Source organism: Arthrobacter sp. FW306-04-A (assembly GCF_044358315.1).
Taxonomy (GTDB): domain Bacteria; phylum Actinomycetota; class Actinomycetes; order Actinomycetales; family Micrococcaceae; genus Arthrobacter.
Window position 1 is genome coordinate 3,690,721 of the sequence record NZ_CP084559.1, and the last position, 19,165, is coordinate 3,709,885.

The following is a 19,165-nucleotide window of genomic DNA, read 5'->3' on the forward strand; positions in this document are numbered from 1 at the left end:
GCACCCTAGACTTGCATCATGCCCTTGAGTTCGCATGAAACCTTCAGCGTTGATTCCGCCGTCGAGCTGGCAGTGATTGAACGCAGCGGGTTCATCGAATCGCGCCACATCGGTTCCGCCGTCGTCCTTTCCGGTGACGGCTCCGTGGTGACCCAGCTCGGCGACATCACCACCCCAATCTATGCCCGCTCCGCGCTCAAGCCCTTCCAGGCGCTCGCGTCGATGCAGTCGGGCGTGCCCTTGAGGGGCGCCCAAGTTGCTTTGGCCTGCGCCAGCCATGTGGGCTCCCTGGATCACATGGATGTGGTGGAAGGAATGCTCAAAGCCGCTGGCGTCCGGGAAGAGCAACTGCAATGCCCGTCGGCATGGCCGCAGGACGAAGTTGCCCGCAACTGGTTGATCCGTTCCGAGCACGGCAAGTCCAAGTTGGCCTTCACCTGTTCGGGAAAGCATGCAGCGTTCCTCTGGGCGTGCACCGAGAACGGCTGGGATACGCACAGTTACCTGGAGCCCAACCATCCCTTGCAACAGCGCGTGCGGACCGTCATCGAGGAATACAGCGGCGAGAAGATCGCACACCTCGGCATTGATGGCTGTGGAGCACCCGTGGCCGCACTTTCCCTGACCGGGCTGGCGCGGGCCTACTCGCGCCTGGCGCAGGCCCCGCGGGACCAGAGCTCCAATGCTCGCGCGGCAACCATTGCCACGTCTATGTTGGACTACCCGTGGGCAGTGCAGGGCCGCGGCGAGGCGAACACCATCGTCATGGACGAACTTGAAGTGCTTGCCAAGGGCGGAGCGGAAGGTGTCCTGGTCTTGGCAACACCCACTGGCGCCTCCGTTGCAGTGAAGATCCTGGACGGGAATCCCCGTGCGGCTACCCTGGTTGGCTTGACGCTTCTGGCTGTTGCTGGCGCTGTTGATATTCCCGGCGTCTCCAGCGTGCTCGAAAAGGTCGTGGAGCCGGTCCTCGGCGGTGGCCATTCCGTGGGCAGGATCCGCCTCGGACACGCCGTTTCGGCGCTGCTGGACTGATTGGGGCTCCGAAAAATGGCAATTGCCCGACGCCGGATCGACCTAGAGCAAGGCCGCGCGGCACTGGGCGCATGGCAGACCGCCGCCGGGCAAGAAACCGAGACGGGGACACCGCCGTCGCGCACTGTCTTGGCAACCGCGGTGCGTTACTCGCTCGAGGAGCTCACGGCCCGCGCCCCCGGCAACTCTGTTGAAGTCCGGGTGCCGCCGTTCGGCGTCACCCAGTGCGTGGAAGGTCCCAGGCACACGCGCGGCACTCCCCCGAATGTGATCGAGTGCGACGCCGCCACCTGGCTGGCGATGGTGACCGGCCGCTTGGCGTGGTCCGCCGCCGTCGACGCCGGCCGGGTAGCCGCGTCGGGTCTGCGCGCGGATTTGTCGGAGCTACTGCCGCTGTTCTGAGGCGACTTGCGCCGCGGCCGCGCCAACAGCACTCAGCTATTTAGCGCAGTGGTAGTTTGCGGTTATGGTAAATGTCCTCGAGTGGTTCTCACAGTCCGGTGTGGTGCAAGGATTAATTCTCGGTGCCGTCCTGGCGTTCTTGACGGCGGTCCTCATGATGAATGCCGTGGGCAGGGCGATCACAACAACTGTCAACGGCTGGCGTGCCATCCGCCAATGCGGCCAGCCCGGCAACGGAGTCCTTGTGCGGGCCGCCTGCGCCAAAGCCCTCCCCGTCGTCAATGTGTTTGAAGAGGCCGCTTACTGGACGACCACCGTGGATGGCTCAGGGCAAACGCTGCGCGGCGGGCATCGATACGTCCTGCATTTTCCTGCCGGGGGGCTCCCGCCGAATGACGCCTTCTGGTCGCTCATTCCGACCGATATCGTCGGATATATGGTGAACAATCCAACTAATCGCTACAGCGTTGGTGACCGTTCGCCTCTCACGCAGAACGCCGACGGTTCAGTCGATATCTATTTCCAGCATCAGGCTCCGAGCAGGCACGAGCAGAACTGGCTGCCAACTCCTTCGGGGAAGTTCAAGCTGATGTTCCGCGTGTATCTGCCTGGCGCGGCAATTCTCGACGGCACGTACCAGTTGCCGCCCGTTGTGAGGGCGCAGTGATATGAACCGCCTCATCTTGAAGTATGGACGTCCCATTACAGTCGTCATTCTGGCGGTCTTCGCTTGGGTCATCTACCGACGGATCGCCAGCGGGGACGGGATCACTCCACTCGCCGTAGCGGCAGTCATCGTATGGGGGATCGGCGCGCCTGCTTTCATCTACCTCTGGCCGCGTCTCACGGTAAGCGGATACAAGAGGGCGATTGTCAAGCATGGGTTCGGTGACGGCCCGATCCCGGTCAACACGCTGTACGCCGTGCCGAGCACCTCCTCCCCGTCGGCGTCGCGCGGGAGCCTTATGGCAACGGGTGCCGACGATCTGCTCTACGTCGGCGGCTGGCTCGATTTGAGCAGCGGGCCTCAAGTCCTGCACGTACCTGACATGGCCGGCCGCTACTACAGCGTGCAGTTCACCGACCCGTCGAAGAGCACCAATTTTGCCTACGTCGGCAAACGCACCACAGGAACCAACGTCGGCGACTATGTTCTCAGCGGGCCCGGCTGGAAGGGAACCATACCGAACGGCATGACGCAGATTTCTTCCCCAACCGATTCCGCGCTCGTCATTGGCCGGGTCTTCGTCGAGAGCGACGGCGATCTTGCGATCGCTTACGCGCTTGCGAAGCAAATACAGCTCGCGCCGCTGAAACAGTAGCGGTCGGCGTGAAACACGCCGGGACGTTAGACCGCGAACGGCTCGCCACCAGCTAGCGTCGTGACCCTCGCCGGTGCTGGCGGCCGTCGCGGCGGAGAGTTGAGCGCCCCGCGACGGTGTCGTGGGGCGCTCAATTGGAATGGAGCTTGGTGCCTCTAGTCGGGACTGACCGAGGGGCTCCGGTGTTGGCCCGGCTTGATCATCTCGAACTGCGGGATCTCATCCGCGCTCGGGCCGCCGCGGAACTTCGGAGAGGGCTCCTGCCCTTCGCTGATGCGTTCGATTTCCTGTTCCTCAAAGACGTCCTCGACTCCGAGCATAATGGCGGAATCCTCGTTGGTGATTTCACCGCGGAAGGCACGGAGCATAACGGAACGGTCGAACTGGCCCTCCCATTTCGCGACGACGAACGTAGCTACGCAGTTGCCGAGAAGGTTGACGACGACGCGCATGGAGTCCATGAGGCGGTCGGCGCCAAGGAGCAGGGCGACGCCCGCAACCGGGAAGATGCCGAGCGCGGCCGCCGTAGCGGACAGTGCCAGGAACGACGAACCCGGTACGCCGGCCATGCCCTTGGACGTCAAGAGCAGGACACCCAGGGCTGCCAACTGCTGCCCGAGGTCGAGGTGATGACCGAAGGCCTGGGCTAGGAACAGCAACGAGATCGAAAGATAGATCGCGGCGCCGTCGAGGTTGAATGAGTAGCCCGTGGGGACAACCAGGCCTGTGGTGGCGCGGGAGCAGCCGGCATTGGTCAGCTTGGTCATGATGCGCGGCATGACGGCCTCGGTGGATGCCGTGCCAAGTGCGAGGAGGAATTCCTCACGGGTGTACTTCAGGAACTGCCACAGGGGCACCCGGGCGAAGCTCCAGGCGACGAGGAACAGCAGGCCGATGAAGACGGTGGCCGCCCCGTAACAGGAGGCGATCAGGAGCGCATACGTCCCCAGTGTGTCCAGTCCGTACTGGCCGATGATGAAAGCCATGGCACCAAAGGCGCCAATGGGCGCCACTTTCATGATCCAGGACATGATCTTGAAGATCAGTTCCAAGAGAGTTTCCATGAGGCTGATGACCGGAAGGCAGCGCTCACGCCCGATGACGACGATTGCCGCGCCAAAGAAGACCGAGAAGAAGAGGACCTGGAGCAGGCTGTTGCTGGCGAAAGCGCCAATAACAGATGTGGGAATGATGTCCAGGAGGAAGGAAGCCGCATCCTTGGGCGGGGCGGTCCCGGTCTTTGCGTTCAGCGCATCCTGGGAGAGAGTGCTGGGGTCGATGTGCAGTCCAGCACCCGGCTGGACAAGGTTTCCGACAATCAGGCCGAAGACCAGTGCGAAAAGCGTGGCGCCGGTGAAGTACAAGAGGGCCTTGACCCCGACCCTTCCGACCGCCTTGACGTCGCCCACTGCGGAGATTCCCGTGACGATCACGAGGAAGATCAGCGGAGCGATGATCATCTTGATGAGTTGAATGAAACCATCGCCCAGTGGCCGGAGGGTGGACCCGATGTTCGGCCAGAAATGGCCGATGAGTACACCTGCGACGACGGCGATCAGAATTTGGAAGAAGAGCGACTTGTACAGTGGCTTCTTCTTCCGCGGGGCCGAACTCGCCTTCAGCGCCGCAGAGTCTGGGAACTTCATTGATCTGAACCAATCATTTGGGAACAGCCCCCGATTTTGGGGATGTTTTCAAATGTAATCCTGATCACTTCATTCCACAAGAGGGAATCTAATTTTCATATTGTGGAAAACATGCCTTCTTCCTGACCCATCTTGAATAGATTCCTTGTGCCTGTGCAAAGCCCCGGGCCAAGAGCATACTGAGGGCATGACCGACCGCGACGACTTCCTGGACTGGGTGAAGTCCGCGCTGTACCAAGCGGAACTGGCACTGCACAACGGCAACTCGGCCCCACGCCGGGTCATTTGGTCCCGCAAGGAGCCCGTGAGCATCCTGGGTGCGTGGCGCAACGCCTTCGGGCAGCAGGAAGTGGACGCGGCCTTCACGAGCCTTGAGAAGACTTTCTCCAACTGCACGTCCTACAACTTCGAATTGCAGGCCTGTGACGTGGTGGATGACATGGCCTACACCGCCGGCCTGGAGCACATCTCGACCTCGATCAACGGTGCGCCACGCAGTTACACCCTGCGGGCCACCCAGGTGTATCGCCGGGAAGAGGGCGAATGGGGGGTTGCCCACCGGCATGCCGACACCGTCACCGAGTGAACACCCTGTAGCCGCGCTCTGAGTCGAAGCCGTGGACTTCCCGGGTATCGAGTGCGGCCATGAACTCCAGCGCCTTACCCGTGATCACCTGTCCGGGGACGAGGATGGGGAAGCCCGGAGGATAGGGGGTGACGAATCCGGCCGAAACAACTTCCTCGCCTTCCGTGATCCGGGCCTTGAGGTCGTCGGCCGACAGGTAGGTGGTTGATCCATCCTTGTAGCTCTCGAAATAGGCGGCCCGGAGGTCCCCATCGGGACTGAGCGGATCCCGCCGAAAGCGCCTTGCGAACCTGCTGAAATCGGGCAACGGCGGAGTGGCTCCCGTGAGGCCCGCGGCGAGACCGGCGTCCGGCGTTTTCCGCGCCGGCCGTTCCTCCTCGAAAGACTCGGCCAGCTTGACCAGGACCTCGATCAGGTAGGCGACGGCGCTGCGGGACGTGCCGATGTTGGTCATGAAGAGCACGGTGTTACGGGAGGTCTTGTTGACTTGGATGCCGTGCTTGTCGGCGAGATAGCGGTGGCGGAAAGTGTCGCCGTCGACCCCTGTCCGGCTGATGTCCAGCGTGAGGCGGCTGGGGTCGACGACGAATTCGTCATGCTGCCAGGCGTCCGCCAGTGCTGCCAGCCCCTCCCGGAGCGGCATGGCACTGCCGGTTTCCCGATAGGGCGCCGCAATGAGGTCCCTCGACGTGAGGACCCTGAAGTATTTCTTCAGCAGGGGGTGGCGGGCCACTGCCTGGGCAACGATGGTTGCCAGATCCGCCTGTTTCTGTACCAGGCCGAAACCCTCAAGTTCCACCTGGCGGCGGCCGATGTCGAGCGAAGCGAGGATCTGGTAATTGGGCGATGTGGAGGTATGGGTCATATATGCTTCGCGAAATGACTCTTGGTTATGCTCGCTGAAGTCTTGGTCGAAGACATGGATCATGGATCCCTGACGTAGCGAGGTGAGGGTCTTGTGGGTGGACTGCGTGGCGTAGACGCGCAGCCGCGCTTTCGCCGGATCCGGGATAAGCCGGGTCTTCAGCCAGAGTTCATCATCGGCGGGCGCGCCCGTCACCGCGTTGTGGATCGATGCCGCTTGTTCGGCGTGCCTGGCGGCATAGCTGGGGTCACTGAAGGAGGCCTCAAGATTCCTCGCTGCGGCCATGGCCGTCCTGCGCCGGAAGACGGGGTGGGACCGGGCGAAGGCGAACCAGGCTTCGTCCCAAAGGAAGACGAGGTCCGGTTTGATGGCCAGGCATTCTTCCATGACGCGTTCTGCGTCATAGACGATGCCGTCGAAGGTGCAGTTGGTCAGCGTGATCATCTTGACTTCGTCCAGGCGCCCGGCACGTCGGTAGGCCAGCAATCGGGCCTTGATGGTGGCCAAGGGTACGGCCCCGTAGAACGCGAACTTGTCCAGCGGGTAGGCGTCCAGGTAGGAAACCTGGGCTCCGGCGAGGACGAAAGCGTAGTGGTGGGATTTGTGGCAGTTGCGGTCGACGAGGACCACATTCCCGGGAGCAAGGATGGACTGATGAACGATCTTGTTGGCGGTGGATGTTCCATTGGTGACGAAGAAGGTTTTCTGGGAACCGAAAGCCCGCGCCGCCAAGTCCTGGGCCTCCTTGATCGATCCGTGCGGGTCCAACAGCGAATCGAGGCCTCCCGACGTCGCGGACGTCTCAGCCAAGAGAAGGTTCATCCCGTAGAAATCGGCCATGTCGCGGATCCAGGGCGAATTGCCGACCGAGCCGCCGCGAGAGATCGGCAAGGCGTGGAAGACGCTGGCCGGCCTCCGGCTGTATTCCTGGAGCGCGGTGAAAAACGGGGTCCTGTACCGCTCGGCGACACCCGACAACAGCGATAGGTGCAGGTCGAGATTGTCTTGCCTGCGGAAAATCCTCCGGAACCGCTTCGTCAGTGAACCCGCGAGGCTCTCCATGGCGACACCGGCTACCAAGTACACATCCAGTTCGGGGCGTAACTCGGAGATCTGCTCGGCCAGGCTAAGGAACCTGCCCAGCGGTGGCATTCCGGGAAGTTCGGGGCTCACTAGGCCGGCAAGGTATTTCCTCAGGTCGCGGCCAAGCGGCTGGCTGCTGCCGATGGTGAATCCCGGGCGGAGAATGCACGCCTGGATGGCAGGGTTCAGGACCAAGGCAACCAGCGCATCCTCGTAGCTGGGAACCACGATGAGTTCATAGGCGAAGGCATCGGACGGCCTCCGCTGGGCCAGCATTTCCGTTTTCAGCGTTTCGGCTTCTTGTTCGGTGATGTCGTCGACAAACAGGACCTCGAACCGGGGCCGCTCGCTCGCCGGCCATGGCTCCCTGGAGCCTTCGTCCTGAACACCCGAGATGGAGCGCCCGGCCCCGTGCTGCCCTGGTTCCGGGCCGACTCGGCCCGGACTGGCCGGTCCCGGACTGACCGGTCCCGGACTGACTGGTGCCGGACTGACGGAAGGCATCAGGTGGGACATTCCGCGGATCATCTCCAGTCCGGCGTCGTAATCACCGGAATCCACGCAGCCGAGTAGTGGCGCCACCGAGGCGAGCCCCGGCGCCGCCCAATACAGTTCCATGGCCTGAAGCAGGAGCAGCGCCTGAACGGCTTGGTTCTGCAGGCCGGCGAGCGACGGCGTTCCCGTGCCGCCCTTTGCCAGCTGCTTGAACGCGTACCCGAGAAACTCCCACGCATCAGCGCGCGAACGCCACGCGCTGCTAGGCGTGCCGATGCCCCGCTTTGGAGGTTGGTTGTTCACCTGGTTTCGATCGGTCAGGGTGGTTTGCTTGGACAGGGCGGCGCTGTTGTTTAGGGAGGTCATGCCGGGCAAGGTGGTTTCGCTTTCCATCAATTCGTTGTGCATCAGGAGCGTTGGCCGCCATGGGAGAAGGATCCTGCGACGACGGGCAGGTCGCCAGTGTGGCCGCGTCGGGCCTCGGCTGCCTCCAGGATGCGTTTGCGGCAAGCGAACCAGCCGGCAATGAGCAGGGGTATCAGGAGCAGCAGGGAAGCGAGGACCCAGCGCCCTGTCTCCGAGAAGCCCATCGTGACGAGAACGAAGGCAAGGAAGGCGAGCGTGAGGTATGAGGTGAAGGGGGCTCCGAAGAGCCGGAATGACGGACGGACGGCCTTGCCGAGCCTGACCCAGGTCTGAAGCCTGATGTGGCACAGGATGATGGTTGCCCAGCCGCCGATGATTCCGATGGCGGACACCTCGAGAACGATCTCGAACACTTGGGACGGGACGAGGGCATTCAGGCCGACGCCAAGCAGAGTGATCACCGCCGTCAGCAGGATGCCGCCATATGGCACCCCCGATTTGCTCATCCTTGCGGTGAACTGTGGCGCGGAGCCGTTGACCGCCATGGACCTCAAGATCCGGCCCGTGGAATAGAGGCCGGCGTTGAGACTCGACAAAGCCGCTGTCAGGACAACGAAGTTCATCACCGATGCCGAAACAGCCGCGGCATGGGGATCTCCGAGATGGGAGAAGAAGGTGACGAAGGGCGATTCGCCGGATTTGTACGCCGTGAACGGCAAGAGCATCGAGAGGAGCAGCACGGAACCGACATAGAAGAGTGCGATCCGGAAGACTACCGTGTTGACGGCCTTGGGCATCACCTTTTCCGGGTTGGCAGTTTCGCCTGCAGCCGTACCAACAAGTTCAATCGCGGCATACGCGAACACGACGCCGCTGATCGCGAGCAGGGGCGCCACGGCTCCCGTCGGGAAGGCTCCGCCGTGGTCCAGGATCACGCCCAGCCCTGGAACGCCGACGTCGGTCTTCCCGCCAAAGACGATGAAGCAGACCCCGACGACGAGGAAGGCTACGAGCGCCGTCACCTTGATCAGGGCGAACCAGAATTCCATCTCGCCGAAGATCTTCACGGAGACGAGGTTGAGGGCCAGGACAATGACGAGGGCGCAAAGTGCGATGAGCCACTGTGGGATTGTTTGCAGCGGCTGCCAGAATTGTCCCCAGAATTTGACGTAAAGCGCCCCGGCCGTGACATCGACAATCGACGTCATGGCCCAGTTGAGGAAGTACAACCAGCCGGCCGCGTAGGCCAGCTTCTCGCCGTAGAACTCCCGGGCATAGGACACGAACGAGCCCGAGGATGGCCTGTGGAGAACCAGTTCGCCAAGGGCGCGCAGAATCAGGAATGCAAAGAACCCGCAAAGGGCGTAGACGAAGATCAAGGCCGGACCGGAACCATTCAATCGGCCACCCGCCCCCATGAAGAGGCCCGTTCCGATCGCGCCCCCGATCGCTATCATTTGGATCTGCCGGGGTTTGAGGGTCTTGTGGTAACCGGCGTCCTCGCTTGAAAAATCCTGCGCAGCCGTTGAACGGTCGCCAAGAAGCTCCCGGTTGTTTTCCAGCGAATCAGCGGGATCAAGCCCGGCGATCTGAGCCCCGGCGATCGGGCTCGCCGCAGGCCGGTTCAGTGTGCGTTTCATTCCAGGGGTCTCCTTTGACTCCGGTTCCGCGGGTGCGGCTGCATACTCCAGAACTTGTCCCCCTGCTGACCTGTGGAATCACAGCTGCACTGCTGGATCATCAGCGGAGGGGACGGAAAACAACTCTAGATTCCGGCGGAAGGGAACGAACTGTCTAGCCAGCTAAATTCGTCCGATCCCCGTTGTGCTCCAATGACAACTCCGTTCAGTCGGAGTGCGAGTAATGTTCATGGCTGTGAGCGCGGCTAAGCCGCTTAGAGGAAGTGAATACGGGTGGCACCCCAGGAATCTGCCGAGCATGTCATTGGCGCCATGCTCAGCGACATACTTGAAGACATTGGCGTCGACAACGGGCAACTGCTGGTTCCTCCCGGAACGGACAACGGCACGGTTCGCGAAACGGTGATCGTGGACGCCGAGGACGAGACGCCGGTCCAGCGCGGGAGCTTGGTCCTGCTGATCGGAGTCCGGGGTCGCGCGGCATTACCCGGCATCCGGAAGCTGATTCCGGACTACCCCGCGGCCGTCGCGGTGAAAGGGAACGAGGAGGAACTGGACGCCGTCCGGGAAGTGCTGCTTCCCACCGGAATCGGCCTGATCGCAGTGTCTCCTGCAATGAACTGGGGCACGCTGGAGAGCATCGCCAAGAACCGCATCCAGGAGCCTGCATTTTCCACCGACGCGTCCATGATCATTCACCGGGACCTCTTTGCGATCGCCCAGACCACTGCGACCCTGGCCAACGGCCACGTGGTCATTGAGGATCCCGCAAACCGCGTCCTGGCGTACTCACCGGCCTCCAACGACGTCGATGAACTCCGGAGGCTCTCCATCCTGGCCCGGCGTGGACCGGAGCGTTACCAAAAACTGTTGAAGGAATCAGGGGTCTACAAGCACCTGCAAGCGGCCGAGGCTCCCATCCATATGGAAGCCAACCCGACGGAAGGTCTCCGGGAACGGGTGGCGATCGGTATCCACGCCGGCAACAGGATCCTGGGCTACATCTGGCTCCAGGAAGGGAAGGAACCACTCGCTCCCAACACGGACAAGCTCATGGTTGGGGCGGCCCGGCACGCGGCCATAGAACTGGTCCGGCACCGCAACGAACAGTCCCAGGCACTACGGCGCGACAGGATCTCCAGCCTGCTCAGCGGCACTCCCCAGATCCACTCCCAGGCACAGTCCGCGGGTATCGATCCCTCCAAGCCGGCAGCCCTCGTCCTGATTTCCGCCCAAGGCGACGACGAGACGGCAGCGGGCTTGCAACTGCGGCGTGGCGAGCTGGCCAATGTGGCATCGATCCATGCGGCCGCCTACCGTCCCGGTGCCGTCGTGGGAGCCATCGGCTTGGAAATAGCCATGATTCTTCCTGACCTTGACCCCATAAAGTCCCCGCCGGCCATCAACCGCCTCATCAACGTCATTGTCCGGGACGCAAGGGTCCACCTGCACTGCCAGGTGCAGGCCGCCGTGGGGCCCGTCGTCGAACGCCTGGACGCGTTGCATGGCACACTCGAGCACGTCCGCAGCGTACTAAAGGTCCTGGAAGGCACGCCTTCGATCCACGTGGCGTCCTACGCCGATGTGGAAACGACCGTTTTGACAAAGGAATTGCTGGAACTTCTGGTGTCGAGGACCGACCTTCGGCATGGAGGGATCTCCCTGCTGTGCAGCAAGTACCCGGAGTTCGCCACAACTCTGCTGACCTACCTTGAATTCTTCGGTGATGTGAACCGGTGCGCGGAAGAACTGGCCGTCCACCGGAATACCGTCCATTACCGGCTGCGGCGAGCCTGCGAAGTGGCCGGCATCGACCTCCACTCCGCAGAGCAACGGCTGCTCGCGCATCTTCAGCTCAGGCTGTGGACCCACTCCGAAGGACGGCGCTAAGACCATGGACCTCCAGAATCTCCTTGACGACATTGTCGGCACGGTTCAGCCCTTGCTCGGCCAAGGAGCGCCTGCAGACTACATCCCGAGCCTGGCCGCGGTGGATACCAAGCAATTCGGCATTTCCGTGGCAACCCCCAACGGCGACGTGTTCTCCTCCGGAGACGCTGACGTGCCCTTCTCCATCCAAAGCATTTCAAAGGTCTACGCCCTCGCTCTGGTGCTGGCCGGGGATGGCGACCGGATCTGGAAGCGCGTGTTCCGGGAGCCCTCCGGCAATCCGTTCAATTCCCTGGTGCAGCTGGAACACGAAGACGGAATTCCGCGGAATCCGTTCATCAATGCCGGCGCCCTGGTTGTCACCGACAGGCTGCTCAGCATCGCGGGCAACTCGCCATCTCCCGTCCGGGAATTGCTCCGGCAAGAAAGCGGCAACAGCTCTATCGATGCCGACCCCGAGGTGGCCGCTTCAGAGGCGGCGAACAGTCACCGCAACGCCTCGCTGGCACACTTCCTGGCCAGCTACGGAAACCTCGAAAACCCCGTGGACTCGGTCCTCGAGGCATACATCAACCAGTGCGCGCTCGAAATGAGCTGCACTGATTTGGCCCTCGCGAGCAGGTTCCTGGCCAACAACGGGCTGCGCGGGAACGGCACGGCGCTTCTGTCCCCGTCCCAGACAAAAAGGATCAACGCCGTGATGCTCACGTGCGGCACGTACGACGCCGCAGGCGAATTCGCCTACCGCGTGGGACTCCCTGGAAAGAGCGGCGTAGGTGGCGGCATTGTGGCCGTCGTACCTAACAAATGCACCATCTGTGTCTGGAGCCCTGGCCTGGGACGATCCGGCAATTCAGTGGCAGGCGTCGCCGCCCTCGATGAGTTCACCACCCGCACGGGCTGGTCGATTTTCTAGCCGGCCGGGCTTCCAGCCGCGGACAGCTAGCCGCGGCGAGCTAGCCGCGGCCCACGAACGGCATCCCCGCCGCGGTCACCACCACTGAACCAACATTGGCCGACGCCGGCATATTGGCCATCATGAGCACCGCGCGTGCGGCGTCTTCTACGGGGAACATTGGCTCCACGCGCCTGCTCCCATCGGCTTGGAGCGCCCCCGAGCCTACGCCGATGGTGTCCATGATCTCGGTGCGGGTGTTGCCGATATCGATCTGCCCGCAGCCGATGCCATAGGGACGCCCGTCCAGCTCAATGCTCTTGGTCAGGCCGCTCATGGCGTGTTTGCTCACCGTGTACGCGACGGACAATGGCCGCGGCGAATGGGCGGAGATGGAGCCGTTGTTGATGATGCGCCCACCTTGCGGTTCCTGCGACTTCATGGTCCGAACAGCCTCGGCCGCACACAGCATGGAGCCCGTGACATTCACGGCCAGCGTGGCATCCCAATCGGCCACGCTGATCTCGTCCACACCTCCGGAAGGACCGAAGATGCCGGCGTTGTTGAACAGGACGTCGACTCTCCCCCAGCGCTGGCGGGCCGCGGCGAACAGGCGCGCGACGTCGTCGGGCACTGTCACATCGCACGGCACCGCAAGCGCCTCGGGGTGGCCCTCAGCCGTCTCGAGAAGCTGCGCTTCCCGGCGTCCGGCGAGGACAACGCCGTAGCCTTCGGCCAACAGAAGCCGGGCAACTGCCCGCCCGATCCCGGAACCCGCTCCGGTGACGACGGCGACCCGGGGCTGGGCGGGGATGGTTTCGCTCACGCGGTTCTCCTGGTTATTGAACTAGTGCGCGGCGGGAGCATCCGCCGTCGTCCTGTCTGTGATCGTCAGTGGCCAGCCTATGACGGTCTTGGGACGCGGCGCGGCGTACGTGCGGACTTTGGACGTCGACAGTCCCAGGCGGACGAGCGACTCGGCGATGGTCACCGCGGCAGCCACTCCGTCCACCACGGGCACTCCGCAGCGCTGGCGGATCTGCTCGTCGAGGCCTGCCATGCCGCCGCAACCGAGGACGATGACTTCTGCCTTGTCGTCACGCACGGCCCGTTCTGCCTGTTCCACAATGGCCTCCACAGCGCGGTCCGGGAATTCCTCCAGTTCCAGCACGGCCATCCCGCTCGCACGGACCGAAGCGCAGCGGGCGTCCAGCCCGGCAAGCTTCAAGCGGTCCTCGATGAGCGGAACCGCGCGATCCAATGTGGTGACCACCGAGTATTTGTGGCCGAGGAACATCGCAGTGCTGGCAGCAGCCTCGGTGATGTCGACCACCGGGACGTCGAGGAGCTCCTGAAGCCCTTCGCGGCCGTGCTCGCCGTAACCCGCCTGGATGACGGCGTCGAACGGTTCGGGGTAATTGACCACGCGGTCCATCACCGCGATGGCGGCAAGGTAGCTTTCAAAGTTCCCTTCGCAGGAATCGGCGCCGAACCGTGGCGTGATGCCGATGATTTCAGTGCCCGGAGCTGCGACGCTTCGAGCCTGGGCCGCGATGGAGTCCGTCATGGATTGGGTGGTGTTGACGTTTGCGACGAGGATTCGCATGGGTTCCTCCTGGATTGGGTAGTCCGGTAGCCCAACTGACTCGCAGTTGTTGTCGTTTTGACGAGCCAGAACGACGCTAACTGCGAGTCAGTTGAGTGTTAGTGGTTGCTGACGACGGCGATCGGCTCGCCGGAGATGTCGCTGTGCTGCTGCTTCTTGTCCGCAAGCAAGTAGTAGCACAACGCCCCGATGCCGGCGCCGAAGAACCAGGCGAACGGTGCTGCGGCCTCCAGCGCGGGAACGAACGCAATGAGGATGGCGACGACGGCGGCCGGAACCATGGCGGCGATCGCCCGGGGGTTGACGCCACGCTTGTAGAAGTAGGTGCCGGAAGGATGGTCCGTGTAAAGGTCGAGGACGTTGACCTTGCCGCGGCGCAGGAGCCAGTAGTCGGCCATCACGACGCCGAACAGCGGTCCGAGCAGAGCGCCGAGTCCGCCCAGGAAGTACACGATCACCAAAGGGTTGTTGTAGAGGTTCCACGGCAAGATGATCAGGCCGATGGTACCGCTGACCCATGCTGCCTTGCGGAAGTTCAGGTGCTTGGGGAAGAGGTTGGTGAGGGCGTAGACCGGTGCCACGAAGTTCGCCATGAGGTTCACCGCGATGGTCAGGATCAGCAAGGCAAGGCAGGCCAGGACGAGGAAGAGTGTATTCGGGATGCTCCGCACGATGTCCGAGGGGCTTTCAATGATCTTGCCGTTGATCTTGTACTGGCCGCCGGCCATGATGACCACGATCGCGCCGAACAGGAGCATATTGATGGGGATGCCCCAGAAGTTGCCACGGACAATCGACTTCTTGGACACCGAAGAACGGGTGAAGTCGCAGAAGTTCAGGACGAAGGTGCCGTAGATGGAGACCCAGAGGGCGCCGCCGGCAAAGATCGTGCGCCACATCTCGCCGCCTTCGAGTCCCTTGATGCCGGACCACTGTATGGCACCCCCGGCCTCGACGAAGACCCAGATGGCAATGGCCAGCATGGTGGCGAGAATGATTGGGCCGGCGAAGGCCTCGTACTTGCGGATCATTTCCATGCCGAAGCTGACAATGACCAACTGGACAATCCAGAGCGATACGAAGGCGATCCAGCCGAGCGTGGACAGGCCCAGGATGGAGTTGCCATCCAAGTCCTTGAGTCCGGGGAACATGGCGACAAGCATGACGCGGAGCACCACAGAGGCGAGGTAGGTCTGAATTCCAAACCAGGCGATAGCCACGGCCCCGCGGACCAGGCTGGCCAGCTGGGCGCCCCGGATACCGAAGCTGATCCGGCTCATCACCGGGAAGGGAACGCCAGTCTTCTGGCCCATGAAGCCGGAGAAGGTCAGGAGGGTGAACAGCAAAACCGCGCCGACGCCAAGGGCCACGAGGATCTGCCACCCGCCCAGGCCAAGCGAGAAGAGGCCGATGGCGAACGCATAGTTGCCAAGGCTGTGGACGTCGTTGGCCCAGAGGGTGAAGATGCTGTAGCTGGTCCAGCGCCTGCCCTCTTTCTTGGTGGGGGCAAGGTCCAGGTTGTAAAGGCTGGGGCTGATGGTGCGGCCTGCTGCGACGGACGCTACATCGCAGAGCGTTTCATTTCCTACTGACGGATGTACCGAACTGCCAGGCAGTATGGTCTGCTCCGAAGCCGTTGTGACGCCGACTGGGGGAGTCGATTGCATCGTGGATCTCCACTTCTTTGTGGTGCTGCAACTAGGCTTCCGAGACGCTGTGAGAGGATGTGAAGCTTTTTCGCATCGTGGAATCTAGTTATTGAATAGTGAAATAACTTTATGAGCTAGGTCACCTTTGGTCAAGAGTTGCGCTCGCGACGACGGTCACAATCGGCCACCTGGCGCCATGTGGCCTCGCGGGGACTAGCCGCCGCGGCGCTAGATTGACGCTTGGCCAACGCGTGGCTAATCTCGAACTACAGAATTTTATTCTCACAATACGAAATTTCTACGCACGTTTCAGCGCGCACTACAGTGCAGGCGCCCAGACATTCAATGAAGAGAGGTTGGACGTGGCTGCAGGAGAAGAGACCTCACACATCCTTAGCGGGTTGACTTCCCAGCTGCCTGATCGTGATCCGGAAGAGACTGCCGAGTGGGTTGAGTCTTTGGATGCGTTGATCAGGGAGCAGGGCACGGAGCGGGCGCAGTTCATCATGCGCAGCCTGCTTCAGCGGGCGGGGTCCCAGTCGGTGGGGGTGCCGATGGTGACGACCACCGATTACGTGAACACGATCCCGGCGGACCAGGAAGCGCCGTTCCCGGGCAACGAGGAGTTCGAGCGACGGTACCGGGCGTACATGCGCTGGAACGCGGCCGTGATGGTGCACCGGGCGCAGCGGGCGGACATCGGGGTGGGCGGGCACATCTCGACCTATGCCGGGGCCGCGACCCTGTACGAGGTCGGCTTCAACCATTTCTTCCGCGGCAAGGACCACCCTTCCGGCGGGGACCAGGTGTTCTTCCAGGGCCATGCGTCCCCGGGCATGTACGCGAGGGCGTTCATGGAGGGCCGGCTCTCCGAGGAGGACCTGGACGGGTTCCGGCAGGAGAAGTCCAAGCAAGGCCACGGCCTCTCCTCCTACCCGCACCCGCGCCTGATGCCCGCGTTCTGGGAATTCCCCACCGTGTCCATGGGCATCGGCCCGATGAACGCGATCTACCAGGCCCAGTCCAACCGCTACCTGCACGACCGGGGCCTGAAGGACACCTCCGGCCAGCAGGTCTGGGCGTTCCTGGGCGACGGGGAAATGGACGAGCCCGAGTCCCGCGGCCTGCTCCAGCTCGCCGCGAACGAGAACCTGGACAACCTGAACTTCGTGATCAACTGCAACCTCCAGCGCCTGGACGGGCCGGTCCGGGGCAACGGGAAGATCATGCAGGAACTCGAGGCGTTCTTCCGCGGCGCGGGCTGGAACGTCATCAAGGTCGTCTGGGGCCGGGAATGGGATGAGCTGCTGGCCAGGGACACCGACGGGTCCCTGGTGAAGATCATGAACGAAACCGTGGACGGGGACTACCAGACCTACAAGGCCGAGTCCGGCGGGTTCGTGCGCGAACACTTCTTCGGCAAGACCCCGGCCACCAAGGACCTGGTCGCGGACCTGGACGACAACCAGATCTGGGGCCTCAAACGCGGCGGCCACGACTACCGCAAGGTCTACGCCGCGTACAAGGCCGCGGCCGAGTTCAAGGGCAAACCCACCGTGATCCTGGCCAAGACCGTCAAGGGCTACGGACTCGGACCCCACTTCGAGGGCCGCAACGCGACCCACCAGATGAAGAAACTCACCATGGAAGACCTCAAGGCCTTCCGGGACCACCTGCGCATCCCCATCACCGACGAACAGCTGGACACGGACCTGTACCGGCCCCCGTACTACCACCCCGGCATGGACGCCCCGGAAATCCGGTACATGATGGACCGCCGCGCCGCCCTGGGCGGCCCCGTCCCGGAACGCCGCTCCACCCACACCCCCGTGGTGCTGCCCGAGGCCACCTCCTACGAGGTCGCCAAGCGCGGCTCCGGCAAACAGCAGGCCGCCACCACCATGGCCTTCGTGAGGCTCCTGAAGGACCTCATGCGGGACAAGAACTTCGGCGCCCGCTTCGTCCCGGTCGTCCCGGACGAGTCCCGCACCTTCGGCATGGACGCGTTCTTCCCCACCGCGAAGATCTACAACCCCAAGGGCCAGAACTACCTCTCCGTGGACCGGGACCTCGTCCTGGCCTACAAGGAATCCCCCATGGGCCAGCTCATCCACCCCGGCATCAACGAAGCCGGCGCCGTCGCCGCGTTCACCGCCGCCGGCACCGCCTACGCCACCCACGGCGAACCCCTCGTGCCGATCTACGTGTTCTACTCCATGTTCGGCTTCCAACGCACCGGCGACGCCTTCTGGGCCGCCGCGGACCAGATGACCCGCGGCTTCATCATCGGCGCCACCGCGGGACGGACCACCCTCACCGGCGAAGGACTCCAACACGCCGACGGCCACTCCCCCATCCTGGCCTCCACCAACCCCGCCGTCCTCACCTACGACCCCGCCTACGGCTACGAAATCGGCCACATCATCCGCGACGGACTCCAACGCATGTACGGGGAGCACTCCGAGGACCGGAACCTCATGTACTACCTCACCGTCTACAACGAACCCATCACCCAGCCCGCGGAACCGGAAAACCTCGACACCGAAGGCCTCCTCAAAGGCATCTACCTGCTCGCCCCGGCAAAAACCGACGGACCCCGCGCACAGCTCCTCGCCTCCGGCGTCTCCGTCCCCTGGGCCATCGAAGCCCAGCGGATCCTCGCCCAGGACTGGGGCGTTTCCGCCGACGTCTGGTCCGTGACCTCCTGGAACGAACTCCGCCGCGACGGACTCGCCGCCGAGGAACACGCCTTCCTCAACCCCGGCGAACAACCCCGCACCCCCTTCGTCGCCCGGCAGCTCGCCGGCGCCACCGGACCCGTCATCGCCGTCACCGACTACATGAAAGCCGTCCCGGACCAGATCCGCCAATTCATCCCCAACGAATTCGCCTCCCTCGGCGCCGACGGCTTCGGATTCTCCGACACCCGCCAAGCCGCCCGACGCTACTTCAAAAACGACACCCACTCCATCGTCACCAAAACCCTGCAACTCCTCGCGGCGAGGGGCGAAGTAGACCCGAGTGCGCCGTCGTACGCCATTGACCGCTACAAGCTCCTGGACGTCACTGCCGGCACCACCGGCGGATCAGGAGGCGACTCCTAAGGTGCCCTAAAACTAATCGGCGGCGGTGCTCCTGTGAGCACTGCCGCCGATTTCTCTTATTGGGCTCCGAGCGAGCGGTGATCCACCACGAATCCTGTGGCGGCATTCTCCCTGACTGCATTGATTCCGGCCACGAGAGCCGCGATATCCGGGAACTTGGGCGAAACCGCCACGATCGTTCCATCGTCGGCCTTCAACCGGAAGTGGAACGATTGCTCCCCTGCTGCCAAGATTTCGAAAATGCCAGACATTAACCCTCTTTCCACCGCGGATGCGTCGTTGCATCCCTTCCGATGACCACTGACTCTCGTGAAGTCCCTATGAGAATATCCGCCATGGAGGCCTCCCAGAAGGCCTACCCATGGGTAATATTCAACCTTTTTCGGTAGACCTATACCGGATTCCGAGGTGAACCGGAAGGCATGGAGACACCCAAGGTTTACGCCCGGTACTGCCTCAACAAGGACATCGTGACCAGATAACCCTCGAAGAACCGGCTGTCGAGCGCACCGGCTTGACTTGACTAGTTGCCCTCGTCGCAGATATTTCGCGGCACTTGCAACATGAATCGGCTGCACGCG

At 62.8% G+C, this 19,165-nt stretch carries 15 protein-coding genes; 8 read left to right on the plus strand and 7 right to left on the minus strand.

Going from position 1 to position 19,165, the window contains the following annotated elements; all coding sequences use genetic code 11:
* Positions 1-18 precede the first annotated feature (18 nt).
* From LFT43_RS17225 to LFT43_RS17240, 4 genes are all read left to right on the plus strand, one after another.
* Entirely contained in the window at positions 19-1,035 is a 1,017-nt protein-coding gene (locus LFT43_RS17225; protein WP_265981303.1) for an asparaginase, read from the plus strand.
* A gap of 15 nt (positions 1,036-1,050) precedes the next feature.
* Entirely contained in the window at positions 1,051-1,437 is a 387-nt protein-coding gene (locus LFT43_RS17230; protein ID WP_395798852.1) for a sterol carrier family protein, read from the plus strand.
* Between the two features lie 64 nt (positions 1,438-1,501).
* Positions 1,502-2,104 carry a DUF1214 domain-containing protein gene (locus tag LFT43_RS17235; RefSeq protein WP_395798854.1) on the plus strand — a complete coding sequence of 201 codons (603 nt, stop codon included), beginning with the start codon at positions 1,502-1,504 and terminating at the stop codon, positions 2,102-2,104.
* A gap of 1 nt (position 2,105) precedes the next feature.
* Entirely contained in the window at positions 2,106-2,759 is a 654-nt protein-coding gene (locus LFT43_RS17240) for a DUF1254 domain-containing protein (protein WP_395798856.1), read from the plus strand.
* 155 nt (positions 2,760-2,914) lie between these two features.
* Here LFT43_RS17240 and LFT43_RS17245 read toward each other — a convergent pair whose 3' ends face one another.
* Positions 2,915-4,405 carry a cation:dicarboxylate symporter family transporter gene (locus LFT43_RS17245; RefSeq protein WP_395798858.1) on the minus strand — a complete coding sequence of 497 codons (1,491 nt, stop codon included), beginning with the start codon at positions 4,403-4,405 and terminating at the stop codon, positions 2,915-2,917.
* A 187-nt stretch (positions 4,406-4,592) separates the two neighbouring features.
* Between LFT43_RS17245 and LFT43_RS17250 the strand changes: the two genes are divergently transcribed.
* A complete protein-coding gene (locus tag LFT43_RS17250) occupies positions 4,593-4,991 on the plus strand; it encodes a nuclear transport factor 2 family protein (protein ID WP_395798860.1) in 399 nt (132 codons plus the stop codon).
* On the opposite strand, the gene LFT43_RS17255 is transcribed toward LFT43_RS17250, so the two are convergent.
* Together LFT43_RS17255 and LFT43_RS17260 are read right to left on the minus strand one after the other, a co-directional pair.
* Positions 4,981-7,800 (minus strand): aminotransferase class I/II-fold pyridoxal phosphate-dependent enzyme, encoded by a 2,820-nt coding sequence (locus tag LFT43_RS17255; RefSeq protein WP_395798862.1) that lies wholly within the window; start codon positions 7,798-7,800, stop codon positions 4,981-4,983. The genes LFT43_RS17250 and LFT43_RS17255 overlap by 11 nt on opposite strands.
* A 41-nt stretch (positions 7,801-7,841) precedes the next feature.
* Complete coding sequence (locus LFT43_RS17260; RefSeq protein ID WP_395798864.1) at positions 7,842-9,440, minus strand: amino acid permease; 1,599 nt, start codon at positions 9,438-9,440, stop codon at positions 7,842-7,844.
* A gap of 273 nt (positions 9,441-9,713) precedes the next feature.
* Between LFT43_RS17260 and LFT43_RS17265 the strand changes: the two genes are divergently transcribed.
* Positions 9,714-11,330 carry a PucR family transcriptional regulator gene (locus LFT43_RS17265; RefSeq protein WP_395798866.1) on the plus strand — a complete coding sequence of 539 codons (1,617 nt, stop codon included), beginning with the start codon at positions 9,714-9,716 and terminating at the stop codon, positions 11,328-11,330.
* A gap of 4 nt (positions 11,331-11,334) precedes the next feature.
* Positions 11,335-12,246: a glutaminase gene (locus LFT43_RS17270; protein ID WP_395798868.1), complete on the plus strand. Its 912-nt coding sequence runs from the start codon at positions 11,335-11,337 to the stop codon at positions 12,244-12,246.
* Between the two features lie 40 nt (positions 12,247-12,286).
* Here LFT43_RS17270 and LFT43_RS17275 read toward each other — a convergent pair whose 3' ends face one another.
* From LFT43_RS17275 to LFT43_RS17285, 3 genes are all read right to left on the minus strand, one after another.
* Entirely contained in the window at positions 12,287-13,051 is a 765-nt protein-coding gene (locus tag LFT43_RS17275) for an SDR family oxidoreductase (protein ID WP_395798870.1), read from the minus strand.
* Positions 13,052-13,072: 21 nt separating this feature from the next.
* Complete coding sequence (locus LFT43_RS17280) at positions 13,073-13,831, minus strand: aspartate/glutamate racemase family protein (protein ID WP_395798872.1); 759 nt, start codon at positions 13,829-13,831, stop codon at positions 13,073-13,075.
* A gap of 98 nt (positions 13,832-13,929) precedes the next feature.
* Positions 13,930-15,498, minus strand: a complete 1,569-nt coding sequence (locus LFT43_RS17285) for an NCS1 family nucleobase:cation symporter-1 (protein WP_395798874.1) — start codon at positions 15,496-15,498, stop codon at positions 13,930-13,932.
* Positions 15,499-15,842: 344 nt separating this feature from the next.
* On the opposite strand from LFT43_RS17285, the gene aceE reads away from it, so the two are divergent.
* A complete protein-coding gene (aceE, locus tag LFT43_RS17290) occupies positions 15,843-18,584 on the plus strand; it encodes a pyruvate dehydrogenase (acetyl-transferring), homodimeric type (RefSeq protein ID WP_395798876.1) in 2,742 nt (913 codons plus the stop codon).
* Between the two features lie 56 nt (positions 18,585-18,640).
* On the opposite strand, the gene LFT43_RS17295 is transcribed toward aceE, so the two are convergent.
* A complete protein-coding gene (locus LFT43_RS17295; RefSeq protein ID WP_395798878.1) occupies positions 18,641-18,835 on the minus strand; it encodes a YegP family protein in 195 nt (64 codons plus the stop codon).
* Positions 18,836-19,165 lie beyond the last annotated feature (330 nt).

Coding starts and splice junctions, on each gene's coding strand:
- LFT43_RS17225 (WP_265981303.1), top strand. CDS start 19: ATGCCCTTGAGTTCGCATGAAACCTTCAGCGTTGATTCCGCCGTCGAG.
- LFT43_RS17230 (WP_395798852.1), top strand. CDS start 1,051: ATGGCAATTGCCCGACGCCGGATCGACCTAGAGCAAGGCCGCGCGGCA.
- LFT43_RS17235 (WP_395798854.1), top strand. CDS start 1,502: ATGGTAAATGTCCTCGAGTGGTTCTCACAGTCCGGTGTGGTGCAAGGA.
- LFT43_RS17240 (WP_395798856.1), top strand. CDS start 2,106: ATGAACCGCCTCATCTTGAAGTATGGACGTCCCATTACAGTCGTCATT.
- LFT43_RS17245 (WP_395798858.1), bottom strand. CDS start 4,405: ATGAAGTTCCCAGACTCTGCGGCGCTGAAGGCGAGTTCGGCCCCGCGG.
- LFT43_RS17250 (WP_395798860.1), top strand. CDS start 4,593: ATGACCGACCGCGACGACTTCCTGGACTGGGTGAAGTCCGCGCTGTAC.
- LFT43_RS17255 (WP_395798862.1), bottom strand. CDS start 7,800: ATGACCTCCCTAAACAACAGCGCCGCCCTGTCCAAGCAAACCACCCTG.
- LFT43_RS17260 (WP_395798864.1), bottom strand. CDS start 9,440: ATGAAACGCACACTGAACCGGCCTGCGGCGAGCCCGATCGCCGGGGCT.
- LFT43_RS17270 (WP_395798868.1), top strand. CDS start 11,335: ATGGACCTCCAGAATCTCCTTGACGACATTGTCGGCACGGTTCAGCCC.
- LFT43_RS17280 (WP_395798872.1), bottom strand. CDS start 13,831: ATGCGAATCCTCGTCGCAAACGTCAACACCACCCAATCCATGACGGAC.
- LFT43_RS17285 (WP_395798874.1), bottom strand. CDS start 15,498: ATGCAATCGACTCCCCCAGTCGGCGTCACAACGGCTTCGGAGCAGACC.
- LFT43_RS17295 (WP_395798878.1), bottom strand. CDS start 18,835: ATGTCTGGCATTTTCGAAATCTTGGCAGCAGGGGAGCAATCGTTCCAC.